The organism is Mesorhizobium sp. B2-3-13 (assembly GCF_006442195.1).
GTDB classification, from domain to species: Bacteria; Pseudomonadota; Alphaproteobacteria; order Rhizobiales; family Rhizobiaceae; genus Mesorhizobium; species Mesorhizobium salmacidum.
This window is the reverse complement of sequence record NZ_VFVQ01000009.1, coordinates 97,329-112,979: the sequence shown is the minus strand read 5'-3', so window position 1 is coordinate 112,979 and position 15,651 is coordinate 97,329. Positions and strand designations below refer to the sequence as shown.

At 63.3% G+C, this 15,651-nt stretch carries 16 protein-coding genes; 15 read left to right on the top strand and 1 reads right to left on the bottom strand.

The features are described 5' to 3' along the window. The first annotated feature begins 6 nt into the window (after window positions 1-6). From FJ941_RS13075 to FJ941_RS13055, 5 genes are all read left to right on the top strand, one after another. Entirely contained in the window at window positions 7-903 is an 897-nt protein-coding gene (locus FJ941_RS13075; RefSeq protein WP_140506079.1) for a LysR substrate-binding domain-containing protein, read from the top strand. Window positions 904-1,025: 122 nt separating this feature from the next. Next, complete coding sequence (locus FJ941_RS13070) at window positions 1,026-2,120, top strand: ABC transporter ATP-binding protein (protein ID WP_140506077.1); 1,095 nt, start codon at window positions 1,026-1,028, stop codon at window positions 2,118-2,120. A 76-nt stretch (window positions 2,121-2,196) separates the two neighbouring features. Continuing rightward, on the top strand, window positions 2,197-3,309 hold the full coding sequence (locus FJ941_RS13065; protein WP_140506247.1) for an ABC transporter substrate-binding protein: 1,113 nt from the start codon (window positions 2,197-2,199) through the stop codon (window positions 3,307-3,309). Between the two features lie 22 nt (window positions 3,310-3,331). Next, window positions 3,332-4,165: an ABC transporter permease gene (locus FJ941_RS13060; RefSeq protein WP_027143938.1), complete on the top strand. Its 834-nt coding sequence runs from the start codon at window positions 3,332-3,334 to the stop codon at window positions 4,163-4,165. Further along, window positions 4,165-4,971 (top strand): ABC transporter permease, encoded by an 807-nt coding sequence (locus tag FJ941_RS13055; protein WP_140506075.1) that lies wholly within the window; start codon window positions 4,165-4,167, stop codon window positions 4,969-4,971. Before FJ941_RS13060 ends, FJ941_RS13055 begins: the two co-directional genes overlap by 1 nt. Here the strand turns inward: FJ941_RS13055 and FJ941_RS13050 are convergent. Continuing rightward, a complete protein-coding gene (locus FJ941_RS13050; protein WP_140506074.1) occupies window positions 4,968-5,756 on the bottom strand; it encodes a fumarylacetoacetate hydrolase family protein in 789 nt (262 codons plus the stop codon). The two genes, FJ941_RS13055 and FJ941_RS13050, sit on opposite strands and share 4 nt — an antisense overlap. A gap of 312 nt (window positions 5,757-6,068) precedes the next feature. Between FJ941_RS13050 and FJ941_RS13045 the strand changes: the two genes are divergently transcribed. From FJ941_RS13045 to FJ941_RS13000, 10 genes are all read left to right on the top strand, one after another. After that, window positions 6,069-6,476, top strand: coding sequence for a DUF3168 domain-containing protein (locus tag FJ941_RS13045; RefSeq protein ID WP_027143935.1), 408 nt, complete (start codon window positions 6,069-6,071; stop codon window positions 6,474-6,476). Between the two features lie 170 nt (window positions 6,477-6,646). Further along, window positions 6,647-6,946: a hypothetical protein gene (locus FJ941_RS13040; RefSeq protein ID WP_140506072.1), complete on the top strand. Its 300-nt coding sequence runs from the start codon at window positions 6,647-6,649 to the stop codon at window positions 6,944-6,946. An 88-nt stretch (window positions 6,947-7,034) separates the two neighbouring features. After that, on the top strand, window positions 7,035-7,700 hold the full coding sequence (locus FJ941_RS13035; protein WP_140506070.1) for a response regulator transcription factor: 666 nt from the start codon (window positions 7,035-7,037) through the stop codon (window positions 7,698-7,700). 28 nt (window positions 7,701-7,728) lie between these two features. After that, window positions 7,729-9,117, top strand: coding sequence for an ATP-binding protein (locus tag FJ941_RS13030; protein ID WP_051442678.1), 1,389 nt, complete (start codon window positions 7,729-7,731; stop codon window positions 9,115-9,117). Window positions 9,118-9,301: 184 nt separating this feature from the next. Further along, window positions 9,302-9,742, top strand: a complete 441-nt coding sequence (locus FJ941_RS13025; RefSeq protein WP_140506068.1) for a hypothetical protein — start codon at window positions 9,302-9,304, stop codon at window positions 9,740-9,742. A gap of 124 nt (window positions 9,743-9,866) precedes the next feature. Continuing rightward, window positions 9,867-11,006 carry a c-type cytochrome biogenesis protein CcmI gene (gene ccmI / locus FJ941_RS13020; RefSeq protein WP_140506066.1) on the top strand — a complete coding sequence of 380 codons (1,140 nt, stop codon included), beginning with the start codon at window positions 9,867-9,869 and terminating at the stop codon, window positions 11,004-11,006. Window positions 11,007-11,014: 8 nt separating this feature from the next. Beyond that, window positions 11,015-11,458 (top strand): cytochrome c maturation protein CcmE, encoded by a 444-nt coding sequence (gene ccmE / locus FJ941_RS13015; protein WP_140506064.1) that lies wholly within the window; start codon window positions 11,015-11,017, stop codon window positions 11,456-11,458. 32 nt (window positions 11,459-11,490) lie between these two features. After that, window positions 11,491-13,476: a heme lyase CcmF/NrfE family subunit gene (locus FJ941_RS13010; protein WP_140506062.1), complete on the top strand. Its 1,986-nt coding sequence runs from the start codon at window positions 11,491-11,493 to the stop codon at window positions 13,474-13,476. Then, on the top strand, window positions 13,473-13,940 hold the full coding sequence (locus FJ941_RS13005; protein WP_140506060.1) for a cytochrome c-type biogenesis protein: 468 nt from the start codon (window positions 13,473-13,475) through the stop codon (window positions 13,938-13,940). Before FJ941_RS13010 ends, FJ941_RS13005 begins: the two co-directional genes overlap by 4 nt. Before the next feature lie 131 nt (window positions 13,941-14,071). Next, window positions 14,072-15,628: a Do family serine endopeptidase gene (locus FJ941_RS13000; protein ID WP_140506059.1), complete on the top strand. Its 1,557-nt coding sequence runs from the start codon at window positions 14,072-14,074 to the stop codon at window positions 15,626-15,628. The last annotated feature ends 23 nt before the right edge of the window (window positions 15,629-15,651 follow it).

The window sequence follows — 15,651 nt, the reverse complement described above, 5'->3', positions numbered from 1 at the left end:
CACCTCTTGAGAATTCCATCCACACAGGCGCTGCGCGCCCTCGACAGTTTCGCCAGGCATGGCAGCGTCTGGCGCGCAGCCGACGAACTGCACCTGACCCGCAGCGCGGTAAGCCATCAGCTGCGGCTGCTAGAACGCGACCTTGGCTTCGATCTGCTGGAACGCATCGGCAAGGGCGTGGCGCTCACCCCGCGTGGCCAGCGCTATGCCAGCGACGTGCGCAAGGCGCTGACAGTGCTGGGCGATGCGGTCACGTGCGATGCCGGCACTGGCGTCGGCGGCTCGTTCGCCGTCTCTTGTACGCCAGGCTTCGCCTCGCTGTTCTTGTGCACCCATATCGGCGAGTTCCGGCAGATGTATCCCGATGTGGCGCTGCGCATCCTGACGCCCAGGCGGCTCGACGATGTCAGCAATGCCGATGCCGACGCCTTCATCGCGTTTGGCGTCGGCAACTGGCCGAACCGCATGGCCGAACTGTTGTGCGAAATCTCGTTCACGCCGCTTTGCAGCCCGACGCTGCTCAACAAGGTCGGCGGCTTTTCCCGGCCGGCGGACGTGCTGCGCGCCAATCTGCTCCATCTCGACGACACCGAGGACTGGGCACGCTGGCTGGCGCTGTCCAAGGTCGAAAACCCGGACACCGAAGGCGGTATCTTCTTTTCCGACATGAACCTCGTCTTCTCCGCGGCGATCGCCGGCCAGGGGATTGCCATGGGTGACGAACTGACCAGCCGCCGCGCGCTGAGCGAAGGCCGTCTGGTCAGGCCGTTCGACATCGCGATCAAGTCGCCGCGCTCCTATTTTCTGGTCTCCGAACACGCCAAGGCCTCGCACCCGGTCCTGGAAGCGTTCGCGGGATGGCTGAGGTCGACGCTCTCCGAGAACCGCATTCAGCCTCATTGAAGGGCAGGGTGGCGTCGGCCCGCCATAGATGAATGAAATTTGCCGATCAGGCGAAAACTATTCGGTTGCGGTGAGCTTCGGCCCTGCCTACGATTTGGCTCAACGGTAAGGATAGAGGCAGGATGCAGCAACCCGGCCGGGCCGCAGAGATCAAGGCAATCGGGATCGGCAAGAGCTTCGGCTCGTTCCGTGCGCTGGACAATCTGACGCTCGATATTGGTCGCGGCGAGTTCCTGACGCTGCTTGGCCCTTCCGGATCCGGCAAGACCACCTTCCTGATGATCCTGGCCGGCTTCGTGCAGCCGACCGAGGGCAGGTTTTTCAGCGACGGCGCCGACATCACCGACCGCCCGGCCGAGCAGCGTGCCGCCGGCATGGTGTTCCAGGGCTATGCATTGTTCCCGCATATGAGCGTCGAGGCCAACATCGCCTTCCCGCTCAAGGTCCGCAAGAAATCGGCCACCGAGATCAAGAAGCGCGTCGGTGAGATGATCGAGCGCGTCGGTCTGATCGGCCACGAGAAGAAATTGCCGTCGCAGCTTTCCGGCGGCCAGCAGCAGCGCGTCGCACTTGCCCGCGCGCTGGTGTTCGAGCCGGGCGTGCTTTTGCTCGACGAGCCGTTTTCAGCGCTGGACAAGAGCCTGCGCGGCCAGATGCAGGCCGAGATGAAGCGCCTGCACCAGGAGACCGGCACCACCTTCGTCTTCGTCACCCACGACCAGAGCGAGGCCTTGGCGCTGTCGTCTCGCGTCGCCATCTTCAACCATGGCAAACTGCTGCAGGTCGGGGCGCCGGACGAGGTCTACGATCGGCCGGCCAATCGCTTCGTCGCCGAATTCCTAGGCGAGATCAACATGCTGCCGCTGAAAGGCGTGCGCAGCGCCGATGACGGGGCCACCGGCCTTTGCGAGGACCGCGCCGTCAGCCTGCGCGGCAATTCGGCGACTGTCGGTGCCAACGCCATCCTGGCAATCCGGCCCGAACACATGTCGATAGCGCGCGAGGCCGCCGCCGGAGAGAACGGCATTGCCGCGACGGCGATCGCCTCGACCTATCTGGGGGCGGCAACCAAGCTCGACCTCACCACCCGCCAGGGTGCCAAAGTAACCGTCTCGGTGCCCAACGAGGTCGCGGCGGCTGCTCTCAGCAAGGGCAATTCCGTCTGGCTGACATGGCCGGCGGAAAAGGGTTTCCTCCTTCCGGACGGAGGACAATGAGCGCCAGTGGGGCCTGATCCGCCGCACCGGCTTCCGTAATTAAAATCAACAAAAACAAAGGGGAACTGACATGAACATGAACGACGCCAAAAAACAGGCCATCGAAACGCTGTCCGAAAGGACGAGACGCGGCGAGATTTCGCGCCGCCAGTTCACACAGTTGGCGGCGCTCGTGCTCGCCGGCACGCCAATGCTGCTGCGTTCGAGCGGCGCATTCGCCGCTGCGAAGGAACTTGTGCTGGTCAACTGGGGCGGCGACGCCATCACGGCCTATGACGCGGCCTATGGCCAGGCTTTCACCAAGGAAACCGGCATCACCGTCAAGATGGACGGCTCGGGCCCGACCGAAGGCGCGATCGCCGCGCAGTTTAAAAGCGGCGCCCCGACCTGGGACCTGGTCGACGTCGACCCGTTCTCGGCCATTACGCTCGGCGCGCAAGGCATGCTCGAGCCGATCGACTACAACATCGTCGACAAGAAGAAGATGCGGCCGGGCTTCGGCTGGGACTATGCCGCCTCGACCTATTTCTTCTCCTATGTCATCGCCTACGATTCCGAGAAATACGGCAAGGATGCACCGACCGGCATGGCCGATTTCTTCGATGTGAAGAAATTCCCGGGCAAGCGTTCCCTCTACAAATGGGGCGTCTCGAGCTGGGAAGCGGCCCTTCTGGCCGACGGTATCGCGCCGGCTTCGCTCTATCCGCTCGACTTGAAGCGGGCGCACGACAAGATATCAGCCTTCAAGGAAAACGTCGTCGCCTATTGGGGCGGCGGCGCCGAGAGCCAGAGCGTGCTGCTCAATGGCGAAGCCTCGATGGCGATCGTCTGGTCGACGCGCGCCTCGTTGATCGAGCAGGATTCCGGCGGCAAGATCAAGTTCATCTGGGACCAGGGCCTGATCTCGCCCGGCGCGCTGGCCGTGCTCAAGAACAACCCCGGCGGCAAGGATGCTGCGATGAAGTTCATCGCCAGCGCACAGGATCCGGAAAAGCAGTTGGTGATGTTCGACAAGCTCGGCCAGGGTCCGGCCAATCCGGCGGCCGATTCGCTGATCCCTGCCGACAAGAGGCGCATCAACCCCGTCGATCCCGAGAACATGAAGAAGCAGATCGCACTCGACATGGATTGGTACGCGAAGAACTACGGTGCGGCACTCGACGAATACACCAAGATCATCTCCGCCTGACCGGCGGCGATGCTGAACTGACATGAGAGGCGTTCTCTCCGACAGGATGGGCGCGGCGCTGTTGATGGCGCCGCTGCTCCTGTTTCTCGGCCTTGCCTATGCCTGGCCGTTTCTCGGCGTGGTGAAGTGGAGCTTCACCTTGCCGACGCCCGGGCTTGGCCAATACAAGGCGTTGCTCACCGACGATCTGGTGCAGTCGGTGTTCATCCGCACGCTGCGCATCGCCGCCATTGTCACAGTTGTGTCAGTCGCCGCCGCCTATGCCATCACGGTGGTCTGGGTGCGCGGCAGCCCGGCGCAGCGCCTCATCGCCGAATTCTGTATCCTGGTGCCGTTCTGGATTTCGGTGCTGACGCGAGCCTTCGGCTGGGTGGCGCTGCTGTCCAATCGCGGCCTGATCAACACCTGGCTGCAGTCGATCGGTTTCATCTCCGAACCGCTGACTTTGGTGCGCAACGAGTTCGGCGTCATTGTCGGTATGACCCATTTCCTCATTCCGTTCGCCGTCTTTCCGCTGGCTTCGGCCATGCGCAGCCTGGACGACCGTGTGCTGCTGGCAGCGCGCGGCCTCGGCTCCAGCCGCATGCGCACCTTCTGGACGGTGTTCGTGCCGATGACGCGCTCCGGTATTATCGGCTCCGCGATGATCGTGTTCGTCTTCTCGCTCGGCTTCTTCGTAACGCCGGCGATTCTCGGTGGCGGCCGCAGCGTCATGATCGCCGAGCTGATCTATCTCAGGATATTCCAGAGCCCGGACTGGGGGCTGGGAGCTGCGATCAGCGTAGTGCTGGTGCTGTTCGTCGGCGCGCTGATGGCGCTCTTGTTCCGTTATGTCAGACCGAAGCAGCTTATCTGATGCCGACTTATCGCCCCGGTCCTGTCTCGCTGGTTATCGCCGCCCTGGTGGCGCTGTTCCTGCTTATGCCGCTGCTCGCCGTCATTCCGGTATCGCTGACGCCTAGCCGCATGCTGGCGATGCCGACGGGTGAATTGTCGCTGCGCCACTATCGGTCGTTGATTGAGGATCCGCGCTGGCTCCAGTCGATTCTGCTTTCGATCCGCATCGGCATTGTCAGCAGCGCCATTTCAACTGTACTGGCGCTTTGTTTCAGCCTTGGTGTATGGATGTTCCAGCCGCGCTTTACGGCAGCCCTGGTCGGCTTTGTGCTTTTGCCGATGGTGGTGCCACCCGTGGTTTCGGCGATCACGCTCTACTTCCTGCTCACCTCGATCTCCGGCGTCAGTTCCTTCTTCGGCTACGACACCTGGCTCGGCGTTGCCATGGCGCATTCGGTGATGACGGTGCCGTTCGCGACCGTGCTGATCCTGGTCTCGCTCAGCCAGCTCGACCGCCGCATCGACCTTGCCGCGCGCGGCCTTGGCGCAAGCGTGGGGGAACGCGCCACGCGCATCATCATGCCTAACATCAAGTTCGGCATCGTCACCGCGGCACTGCTCTCCTTCGTGCTCTCCTGGGAAGAGATCGGCGTCACCCTGTTCATCACCTCGGTCAATGCCATCACGCTGCCGCGCCTGATGTGGATGGGCCTGCGCGACAACATCGACCCGGCGATCGCGGCGCTTTCGGTGATTTTGATCATCATCACGGTGCTGGTTCTGGCGGTGAGGAGCCTCGCGGTCAGGCAGCGCGGCGAGCATTAGACAAACCGCACCGAGACTTTGCCAAACCTGCCCAGATCGCCGATCACTTCGTCACCGGCCTCGACGCGTATCGGGGTCAAGCAAGTGCCGGTGATCACCACCTGGCCCGGCTGAAGCGCTATACCGAGACCCGACAGCTCATTGACCAGCCATGTGAGCGCAATACGGGGATCGCCGAGGACAGCCGCGCCGGTTCCGTCGTGCCGCGACTTGCCCGAAACAAGACCGGTCACCGGGTACTCCGCGAGATTCACGTCGCGCCATTCGTCTTGCGTGGGCTGGCCGATGACAAAGAGATTGGCGCAGGCATTGTCCGCTATCAGCTGCGGCGCGCCGACGGCGCAGAAATCGTCATAGCGTGAGTCCGGTATTTCGATTGCCGGGTGCAAGGTCGCCACGGCATCCATCACTTCAGCGATTTCATAAGGTGCCGGGCGAGGTGGGACCTGGCGGCCGAATCGGAAAGCGAATTCGACCTCGGCGACCCGCATCTTGCTTGTCGCCAGCGAGACGGTCCCGCCAACCTCGACCGCTTTCTCTGCCAGCAGGCGCCCGGCCATAGGGCCGTCGACATTGATATGCCTTTGCCCGGCAAGGCTGGTTGCCGCGATCTTCCAGCCGAAAAGCGGGGCCGCCGAACGATCCATGACATGGGCCTGGATGGTATAGCCTTCGGCCCGCGTCTTCGGCCGCAGCTCCTCGGGTATGGTGGCGAGATGGGTGCCCTTGTCCCAATGACTTACCAGCAGATGCGACGCGGCCCTGGCCTTTTCTGGATCGAGCATGGTCAACTCCCGAAAATCGGGAACATGCCCTCTGTCCGGCCACGCCTGCAACGAACATTCCATCGTAGGGACCAGCCTATATATGGCAAGACCACTTGACTACGCTCATGGTTCATTTGCGAGGCTCTACCGCGCCGGCTGACGAGATTGTCGGCAAGTCGTATTTTCGAGATCGATCATAGGCGTTCATCATTCCGATGACGAATCGCCATCGTCTTCGCGTGGCGAACCGCTATATCTGCGAAGGGATGCGGACACGGACAGGCTTTGGGAAAGCATTGCCAGTCGCGCAACGGCTTGAGGAAATGGACGATGACCGCGCCCGGTGATTTGCAGCAGGCCCTGTTCCTCAGGTTGAAAAGCGATGCTTCGCTGTCGGCGCTGCTGGGCGGCGCCGGACTGCTCGAGCGGCCAACCGACAACGTCGCCTTTCCCTATGTGACTTCAGGACAGACCTCCGCCTTCGACTGGCATACTGGCGCTGAGAACAACGATGACCAACTGATCACGCTGCATGTCTGGTCGAAGGCCCATGGTGAAGCCGAAACGCTTGCCATCATGGCCGCCATCGAAGCACGCCTTGCCGACGCGGTGCTGGTGATCGGCCCGCGTGGCCAGACGCGGCTGTCGCTGGAATTCAGCGAGGCGCGTTATGATGAGGAACTGCTTGTCCATCATGGTCTGCTGCGATTCCGAGCGCTGACGCAGGAAAACGCCTGACGCGCTTTCAATCTCACCGAAACGGAGTCTAAACTGGTTTTCGCGGGTTTCACTGGTGGGGCGGTGAAATCCAGATTGTCTGTCTCGCGTTGCAGGGGTGTGGCGAGCATGGTTTCAGGGCCGTTCACCGTTCATTTCACGTTCAGCACCGACGCGTTAGAACGCCGGTCATGAAAACGCTTCGCTCCCATTTCCGAACCGCGACCCTGGCGCTTGGTGCCGCCGGGCTGTTTGCGTCGCAGGCAATGGCGATACCGGTGATCGGGCCCGACCAGCCCAGCCCGATCGTCCTGGCCGCATCCGACTGTTATGCGATCGGTCAGCAGGTGGCCCAGCAGAATGGCGGAACACTCGCCAAGGCTTCGGCGTCGACGCGTGGTGGCCAGCCGGTCTGCGTCATCGTCGTGCTCGTGCCCGGCAAGGACGGGCAGCGTCCGCGCCGCTCCGAAATCGTCGTTCCACAGAACTGACGCAGTCTTTCCTTCCTACAGGGCTCCGTTCCCAGGCCGGCGGAATCGGCCTATATCTGAAGAAACCTCAACAGGCATTGGTCCCCGCATGCGCGTACTCGTTGTCGAGGATGACAAGGATCTCAACCGGCAGATTTCGGATGCGCTGATCGATGCCGGCTATGTCGTTGACCGGGCCTTCGACGGCGAGGAAGGCCATTTCCTCGGCGACACAGAGCCTTACGATGCCGTCGTCCTCGACATCGGCCTGCCGCAGATGGACGGCATCAGCGTGGTCGAGCGCTGGCGTCGCGGCGGCCGCAAGATGCCGGTGCTGATCCTGACCGCGCGTGACCGCTGGAGCGACAAGGTGTCCGGCATCGATGCCGGTGCCGACGATTACGTCACCAAGCCGTTCCACATCGAGGAGGTGCTGGCGCGGGTCAGGGCCCTGATCCGCCGCGCCGCCGGCCACGCCTCGTCGGAACTGACCTGTGGGCCGCTGCGTCTCGACACCAAGGCTTCGAAGGCCGATGTCGCCGGCATGCCGCTGAAATTGACCTCGCACGAATTCCGGCTGCTTGCCTATCTGATGCACCACATGGGCGAGGTCGTTTCGCGGACCGAACTGGTCGAGCATCTCTACGACCAGGATTTCGATCGCGATTCCAACACCATCGAAGTCTTTGTCGGGCGGCTGCGCAAGAAGATGGGCATCGACATGATCGAAACCGTGCGCGGCATGGGCTACCGCATGCGTGAGCCGGAGGCGTAAGGCGGAACCGCTCGCTACCAACTCAACCGTGGGCAGACGGCTTTCGCTGCGCGCTTGGCCGCGTTCGCTGACGTTCCGCGTCATCGCCTTCTCCACCGTGTGGGCGATCCTGACCCTGGTCGTCATCTTCACCCTGATCACCACGCTCTACCGCCAGGCCAGCGAGCGAGGCTTCGATAGCCTGCTGTCAGCGCATTTGTTCAACCTGATCGGCTCCATCGGCATTTCCGACAGCGGTGCGCTGACCGGTTCCCCCGATCTTGGCGACCTCCGTTTCTCGGAACCGAATTCGGGCTGGTACTGGTCCGTCGAGCCCGCCTCGGAAGGCGTGCATGGCGATCTTCATTCTTCGTCCATGACCCGGACCATCCCGTCGCCCGACGTGGCGGATGTTCCCTTCAACGCCAATTTCCAGCGCAGCTATGCCGCGCAAGGCATTAATGGCGAGGAACTGGTCGTGTTCGAGAGCGAATTCGTTCTCGATGCGAAGAACCGCGCCGCGCGCTTCCGCGTCATGGGCAACAAGACCGAGCTGGAGCAGGAAATAGGAACCTTCCAGCGCCGTTTGCTGACCTATCTCAGCCTGTTCGGCATTGGCATGATCGCCATCAACGCCATCGCCATCCTGCTCGGGCTGCAGCCGCTGCGCAGGGTCCGGAACGCACTTGCCATGGTGCGCGAGGGCACCGCGCAGAGGCTCGACGGCCGCTTCCCGGCCGAGATCGAACCATTAGCCAACGAAACCAACGCGTTGATTGAAAACAACAAACGCATTGTCGAGCGATCGCGGACCCAGGTCGGCAATCTCGCCCATTCGCTGAAGACACCGCTTGCCGTTCTGCTCAACGAGGGCCGGGCGCTTGGCGGCGCCAAGGGACAGTTGATCGCCGAGCAGGCCGCGTCCATGCAAAAGCAGATCGACCATTATTTGCAGCGCGCCCGCGTCGCGGCGCAGCGCGACAGCGTCGTCTACCGCACGCCGGTGGCACCGCTGGTGCAGCGCATGGTGCGCGTTTTGCAGAAGCTCAACCCGCAGACCAGTCTGTCGCTGTCGTTGCCCGCGGCCGAGCTCATCTTTGCCGGCGAACGCGAGGACCTCGAGGAACTGCTTGGCAACCTTCTCGAAAATGCGATGAAGTGGGCAAAGAGCGCGGTGTCGGTTACGGTTGCGCCCTTGGCCAGCAGCGGTGACAACCTGTTCGAGATCAGCATCGACGACGACGGCCCTGGCATTCCCGAAGACAAGGCGCGCGAAGCCATGAAGCGTGGACGCCGCCTGGACGAGACAAAGCCTGGAACGGGTCTGGGCCTCGCCATCGTCGCCGACCTCGTCAACGAATATGGAGGCGGGCTGGTGCTGGAACGGTCCGGCATGGGTGGATTAAAGGCAGTGGTGCGATTGCGGAGCCTTCAGTGACGTTTCCCCAGGCCAATCGACACCGACGGGCGGCCCATGCTATGGCGGCATATCGATTGACCTCGGACTGGCCGGCGGCGGCCAAATTTCCGGCAAATATCAACACTATGGCCACGCCCACTTCTCAGATGATGCTCCCCGCGCATCCATGGCAGGCTCCAACTCAGGAATACCGGTTGTTGGCATGAAGATTCGCGTCGCGCTTGTTTCCGCCTTGCTGGCCGTATCGGGCTGCACCACCTTGAGCGGCAAGGGCCCGACCGTGCCGGCGACACCGGCCTCGACGCCTCCGGCCAGCGGCAAGGTTGTCACCAAGTCCATCATTTCCGCCATGGGCGGTGGTCTCATTGGCGGGTCGATCGGCAATGGCCTGAACGATACCGAAAAGCGCAGCGCGCTCGAGGCCGAATACAAGGCGCTTGAATATACGACGAGCGGCCAGAAGGTGGCGTGGAAGGGCGATCAGGCGTCGCGCCATGGCGAGGTGGTTCCAGCCCAGCCTTACCGCGTTGGTTCGCAGGATTGCCGCCAGTACACGCAGACGGTATTCACCGGCAGCGCCAGTGTCACGGCGCACGGAACGGCCTGCCGTAATGCCGACGGCAGTTGGACGCCATTGACCTAGCCAACCGGGTCCGGTTGCGATCCGGCCAGTTGATGTCGATCAAGGACATTCGGCGTGCCTGCCGTCAAAGCGTCGCAGGATGCCCGTGTTGGCAGGGCAGGGCTCTGCCGTTATTGGAAGAACCATGCTGTTCTGGGTCATAGCCGCAATTCTCACGCTGGGCGCCAGCCTGGCGGTGCTTTTGCCGCTGGCCGGGGCCTCCAAGGGCGCGCCATCGAGCGGCGATCACGATCTGGAAGTCTATCGCGACCAATTGGCCGAACTCGACCGCGACGCCGCACGTGGCCTGATCGGGCCCGCTGAAGCGGCCGAGGCGCGCGCCGAGATCGCCCGCCGCATCCTTCGCCTGGGCAATGCTGATCCGGCCGGCGAGACGTCCGGCAGGTCGGCATCGGTCACGGCACGACTTGTTGCGACCGTCGCCGTGCTGGCGGTGCCGTTGGTCAGTTGGGGGCTCTACAGCCAGATCGGCTCGCCTGACCTGCCGTCGCAGCCGCTCAGCGACCGGCTGGCCAAGAACCCCGCCGACAGTTCGGTCGATGAGCTGGTAGCGCGCGCCGAAGCCCATCTTGCTGCCAATCCTTCCGATGGGAGAGGCTGGGACGTGCTGGCGCCGGTCTATCTGCGCATGCAGCGCTTTGCCGACGCCGCGGCGGCCTACCGCAACGCCATACGCCTCGACGGCGACAGCGCCATCCGCCAAGCCGGCCTCGGCGAGGCGATCGCCGGTGCCGCGGGCGGTATTGTTTCGGCCGATGCCCAGGATGCCTTCGAGGCGGCCTTGAAGCTTGACCCGGCCAATGCGAAAGCCAGCTTCTATCTGGCCATGGCGTTGGCGCAGGAGGGCCGCGGCAAGGAAGCGGCCGCGGCCTGGCAGGCGATGCTTGGTACGCTGCCGCCGGATTCGCCATGGCGCGGCGCAGTCGAACAGGCATTGGCCAAATCCGGCGGCCCCGAAGTCGCTCCCGGCGCGGCCGCGAAAGGCCCAGATGCCGCCGGTGTCGATGCGGCATCCTCCATGTCGCCGCAGGACAGGGAAGCCATGATCAACACCATGGTCGCCGGCCTCGACGACAAACTTCGTCAAAATCCGCGCGACCCGGAAGGATGGATGCGGCTGGTTCGTTCCTATGTCGTGCTGGGCAAGACCGATCAGGCACACGATGCGCTGGGCCGCGCCATTGCGGTCTTTGGGGCCGACAGTGACGAAGCCAGGAAATTCACCGCCTTTGCCGCCTCGCTCGGCTTGACGGCGACGGAGTAGAACTTGACATGACGCGCAAGCAGAAACGATTGTCGGTGATTGTGGGCGGCTTGGCTTTCCTCGCCGCCGCCACCGGCCTGACCTTCTACGCGCTTGGCCAGAAGGCGTCCTATTTCTACATGCCGGCCGATCTGACCTCGGCCAGTGTGCAGCCCGGCCAGCGCATCAGGCTCGGCGGTTTGGTCGAAAAAGGCACTATCCAGCGTGGCCAGGGCGCGACGGTTGCCTTTTCGGTCACCGATACCCACAAATCCGTCAAGGTCACCTATACCGGCATCCTGCCCGATCTTTTCCGCGAAGAGCAGGGTGTCATCACCGAGGGCACCTTCGGCACCGACGGTGTCTTTGTCGCCGACAGCGTCCTGGCCAAGCATGATGAGCGCTACATGCCCAAGGAAGTTGCCGACGGGCTGAAGGCCAAGGGTGTCTGGCAGGAGAGCAAGAGTGAGTAACTCTGGCGGGAGAGCAAGGGTGAGTAGCGGGAATGGTTGAAACCGGACATTTCGCCCTGGTTCTGGCGTTCGCGCTTTCGCTGGTGCAGACCGTCGTGCCGCTGTTTGGCGCGCGGCTGAATAACCAGCGCCTGATGGCAGTCGGCGGTCCGGTCGCGGTGACCGGTTTTGCCCTGACGGCGCTGTCCTTCGCCGCACTTGCGAGCGCTTATGCAAGCTCCGATTTCTCGCTGGCGACCGTCTGGGAGAACTCGCATTCGCTGCAGCCGCTGATCTACAAGATCACCGGAACCTGGGGCAACCATGAGGGCTCGATGCTGCTCTGGGTGCTGATCCTGACCTTCTTCGGCGCGCTTGTCGCCGCTTTCGGCTCCAACCTGCCGGCGACGCTGCGTGCCAACGTCCTTGCGGTGCAGGGCGCCATTGGCGCTACCTTTTTCCTGTTCATCCTGGCGACGTCCAATCCTTTCATCCGGCTCAATCCGGCGCCCATCGAAGGCCGTGATCTCAACCCGATCCTGCAGGATCTTGGCCTCGCCATTCATCCGCCGCTGCTTTATCTCGGCTATGTCGGCTTCTCGATCTGCTTTTCCTTCTCGGTCGCGGCCCTCATCGAGGGGCGCATCGATGCCTCCTGGGCGCGCTGGGTGCGGCCATGGACGCTGGTCGCCTGGATGTTTCTGACCGGCGGCATCGCGATGGGATCGTACTGGGCCTATTACGAGCTCGGCTGGGGCGGTTTCTGGTTCTGGGATCCGGTCGAAAACGCTTCCTTCATGCCGTGGCTGGCGGGCACCGCGCTGCTGCATTCGGCCATCGTCATGGAAAAGCGCTCAGCGTTGAAGATCTGGACGCTGCTGCTTGCCATTTTGACCTTCTCGCTGTCGCTGCTTGGCACCTTCCTGGTGCGTTCGGGCGTCCTGACTTCCGTCCACGCCTTTGCCACCGATCCGACGCGCGGCGTCTTCATCCTGTGCATCCTGACGTTGTTCATCGGCGGCTCGCTGGCACTGTTTGCGCTGCGCGCCTCGAAATTGACGGCAGGCGGCCTGTTCCATCCGATTTCGCGCGAAGGGGCGCTCGTCCTCAACAATCTGTTCCTGACCACGGCGACCGCCACCGTGCTGGTCGGTACGCTCTATCCGTTGGCGGTCGAGGCTTTTTCGGCCGACAAGATTTCGGTCGGAGCGCCGTTCTTCAACCTCACCTTCGCCCCGCTCATGGTGCCGCTGCTGGTGATGGTTCCCTTTGGGCCGCTGCTGGCCTGGAAACGCGGCGATGTCTTTGGCGTCGCGCAGCGTCTGATGGTGGCGTTTGCGGCCGCCCTTCTGGCAACGCTGGTCACGGCCTTGTTCATCGACGGCGCTTCGGTGCTTGCCGCGCTTGGCGTCGGCCTTGCCGTCTGGCTGATCCTTGGCGCGCTGACCGACCTCGCCGTCAAGGCGGGGTTAGGCAATGCCGCCGCGCCGATCATGGTCAGGCGCCTGGTTGGTTTGCCGCGCTCGGTCTTCGGGACCGCTTTCGCGCATCTTGGCCTCGGCCTGACCGTGCTCGGCATCGTCGGCACGCTCTGCTTCGGCACGGAGAAGATACTGTCCATGCATGCCGGTGAAATCGTCGAAATCTCCGGCCGCACGGTGCGTTTCGTCGGGCTCTACCCCGCGCAGGGACCGAACTACAGCGAGGATCGCGGCCGCTTCGAGCTGATCGGCGTCAGCGGCAGCCCAATCGGCGAAATCAGCTCCGCCAAGCGTTTCTATCCCGTGCGACAGATGACGACGACGGAGTCCGGCATCAAGACCATCGGCCTCTCCCAGCTCTACCTTTCGCTCGGCGACGAGGGCAAGGACGGCTCGGTCGTGGTGCGTCTGTGGTGGAAGCCGCTGGTGACGCTGATCTGGGGCGGCGGCCTGGTGATGATGGCGGGTGCGGCCATGTCGCTGATGGACAGACGCCTGCGTGTCGGCGCGCCATCGCGCCGTCGCAAGCAGGCGGTGGCGCCGGCGGGCCTGCCATGAGGGCGAGGTTTTCACTGACATCGATTGTCCTGCTGCTGGCGTTGCTCTTCGTCGGCACGGCGCTGGCGGTGAAGCCCGACGAGATGCTGGCCGACACGGCACTCGAGGCGCGGGCGCGGGCGCTGTCGGAAGGCTTGCGCTGCATGGTCTGCCAGAATCAGTCGATCGACGAATCCGACGCCGACCTTGCTCGCGACCTGCGTATCCTGGTGCGACAACGCCTTGTTGCCGGCGATACCGACCAGCAGGTGATGGATTATGTGGTTTCCCGCTACGGCGAGTTCGTGCTGCTGAAGCCGCGTTTCGACCTGCGCAACGCGTTGCTGTGGGGCACGCCGGTTCTGTTGCTGCTGGTGGGAGGCGTATTTATCGCTCTAAGCGCGCGATCGCACCGGACGCTGGCGACGAAATCCCTGTCAGCCGACGAGCAGGCGGCATTGGACGCGATCCTGCACCGCGACTGACAGCCCAGTCGCGCGCTAACATTACCAAAGTTTCATGTGCCGGAAATGGCGTCGTAATGTGCGCCGCTCTAATTCTCGTTTCTTGAGGATGCCGATCAAGGCGCGTCCGTTTGAAAGAGGATAAGAGATCCATGAATATTGCCCCCAATTCATATTCCCTCACCCGCAAGCGTCTTCTGGCTGCCGTCGCGTCCGTCGCTGTCGCCGGCGCGATCGGATTTGGCGCGCTGACCAGTGGAACCAGCCCCGTTCTGGCTGACGCCGTGCGTGTCGAGGCTCCGCAGGTCCCGAGCTTCGCCGATGTCGTTGAGCGCGTTTCGCCAGCCGTGGTCAGTGTCAAGGTCAAGGCCAAGCTGCAACCGACAGCCGATGACGGTTCCGACGATCAGGGCGGTTTCGACAATCTTCCCAACAATCCGCAGCTGCGCCGCTTCTTCAAGGAATTCCGTGGCTTTGGTGACCAGGACCAGGGTGGTCAGAACGACGAAGGTCACCGCCGCTTCGGCCATCGCGACCGCAACAACGATCAGCCGCGCCCGGTGGCGCAGGGCTCCGGCTTCTTCATTTCCGAAGACGGTTATCTCGTCACCAACAACCACGTCGTCGAAGAAGGCACCGCCTTCACCGTGGTGACCAATGACGGCAAGGAACTCGACGCCAAGCTGGTCGGCACCGATCCGCGCACCGATCTCGCCGTGCTCAAGGTCGATGGCGGCGGCAAATTCACCTATGTCGACTTCGCCGACGATTCCAAGGTTCGCGTCGGCGACTGGGTCGTGGCTGTCGGCAACCCGTTCGGCCTCGGCGGCACCGTTACCGCCGGCATCGTTTCGGCGCGCGGCCGCGATATCGGCGCCGGCCCCTATGACGATTTCCTCCAGATCGATGCCTCGGTCAACCGCGGCAATTCGGGCGGCCCGACCTTCAATCTCAACGGCCAGGTGGTCGGCATCAACACCGCCATCTTCTCGCCCTCGGGCGGCAGCGTCGGCATCGCCTTCGACATTCCTGCCTCGACCGCCAAGCAGGTCGTCGGAGACCTGATGAAGAATGGCGCGGTCCAGCGCGGCTGGCTCGGTGTCGAAATCCAGCCGGTCACCTCCGACATCGCCGAATCGCTCGGTCTGAAGTCCAACAATGGCGCCCTGGTTTCGAGCGCCCAGGATGATGGCCCCGGCAAGAAGGCCGGCATTACCGCAGGTGATGTCATCACCCAGGTCGATGGCAAGGACGTTGCCTCGCCGAAGGAACTCGCCCGCCTGATCGGCGCCTATTCGCCGGGCAAGTCGGTTGACGTCACCGTGTGGCGTGACGGCAAGGGCCAGACGGTCAAGGTCGATCTCGGCAAGCTGCCCGCCAGCGACAAGCAGGCGTCGGGCGACCAGCAGCAGCAACCCGCCGCTCCGGCAAAGCCGGACACGCTGGCCGATCTCGGCCTCACCGTCACCAAGTCCGAAAACGGCAAGGGTCTGGTGGTGACCGATGTCGACCCAGACAGCGCCGCCGCCGATCGCGGCATCCAGCCGGGCGACGTCATCACCGCGGTTAACTCGGCGGAGGTCAACGGCACCGAAGACGTCACCAAGGCCATGGCCGATGCGGTCAAATCCGGACGCAAGTCGGTGCTGATGCAGATCTCCCGCGACGACAACAACCGCTTCGTCGCGCTGCCGGTGGCCAAGGGCTGAGACGACTTTTCCAATGCGGCGGT

Bases quoted from the DNA above. Each gene is read 5' to 3' on its own strand.
- FJ941_RS13050 (WP_140506074.1), bottom strand. From the start codon at position 5,756: ATGCTCGATCCAGAAAAGGCCAGGGCCGCGTCGCATCTGCTGGTAAGT.
- FJ941_RS13000 (WP_140506059.1), top strand. From the start codon at position 14,072: ATGAATATTGCCCCCAATTCATATTCCCTCACCCGCAAGCGTCTTCTG.
- FJ941_RS13010 (WP_140506062.1), top strand. From the start codon at position 11,491: ATGGTTGAAACCGGACATTTCGCCCTGGTTCTGGCGTTCGCGCTTTCG.
- FJ941_RS13065 (WP_140506247.1), top strand. From the start codon at position 2,197: ATGAACGACGCCAAAAAACAGGCCATCGAAACGCTGTCCGAAAGGACG.
- FJ941_RS13025 (WP_140506068.1), top strand. From the start codon at position 9,302: ATGAAGATTCGCGTCGCGCTTGTTTCCGCCTTGCTGGCCGTATCGGGC.
- ccmI (WP_140506066.1), top strand. From the start codon at position 9,867: ATGCTGTTCTGGGTCATAGCCGCAATTCTCACGCTGGGCGCCAGCCTG.
- FJ941_RS13035 (WP_140506070.1), top strand. From the start codon at position 7,035: ATGCGCGTACTCGTTGTCGAGGATGACAAGGATCTCAACCGGCAGATT.
- FJ941_RS13040 (WP_140506072.1), top strand. From the start codon at position 6,647: ATGAAAACGCTTCGCTCCCATTTCCGAACCGCGACCCTGGCGCTTGGT.
- FJ941_RS13045 (WP_027143935.1), top strand. From the start codon at position 6,069: ATGACCGCGCCCGGTGATTTGCAGCAGGCCCTGTTCCTCAGGTTGAAA.
- FJ941_RS13055 (WP_140506075.1), top strand. From the start codon at position 4,165: ATGCCGACTTATCGCCCCGGTCCTGTCTCGCTGGTTATCGCCGCCCTG.
- FJ941_RS13070 (WP_140506077.1), top strand. From the start codon at position 1,026: ATGCAGCAACCCGGCCGGGCCGCAGAGATCAAGGCAATCGGGATCGGC.
- FJ941_RS13060 (WP_027143938.1), top strand. From the start codon at position 3,332: ATGAGAGGCGTTCTCTCCGACAGGATGGGCGCGGCGCTGTTGATGGCG.
- ccmE (WP_140506064.1), top strand. From the start codon at position 11,015: ATGACGCGCAAGCAGAAACGATTGTCGGTGATTGTGGGCGGCTTGGCT.
- FJ941_RS13005 (WP_140506060.1), top strand. From the start codon at position 13,473: ATGAGGGCGAGGTTTTCACTGACATCGATTGTCCTGCTGCTGGCGTTG.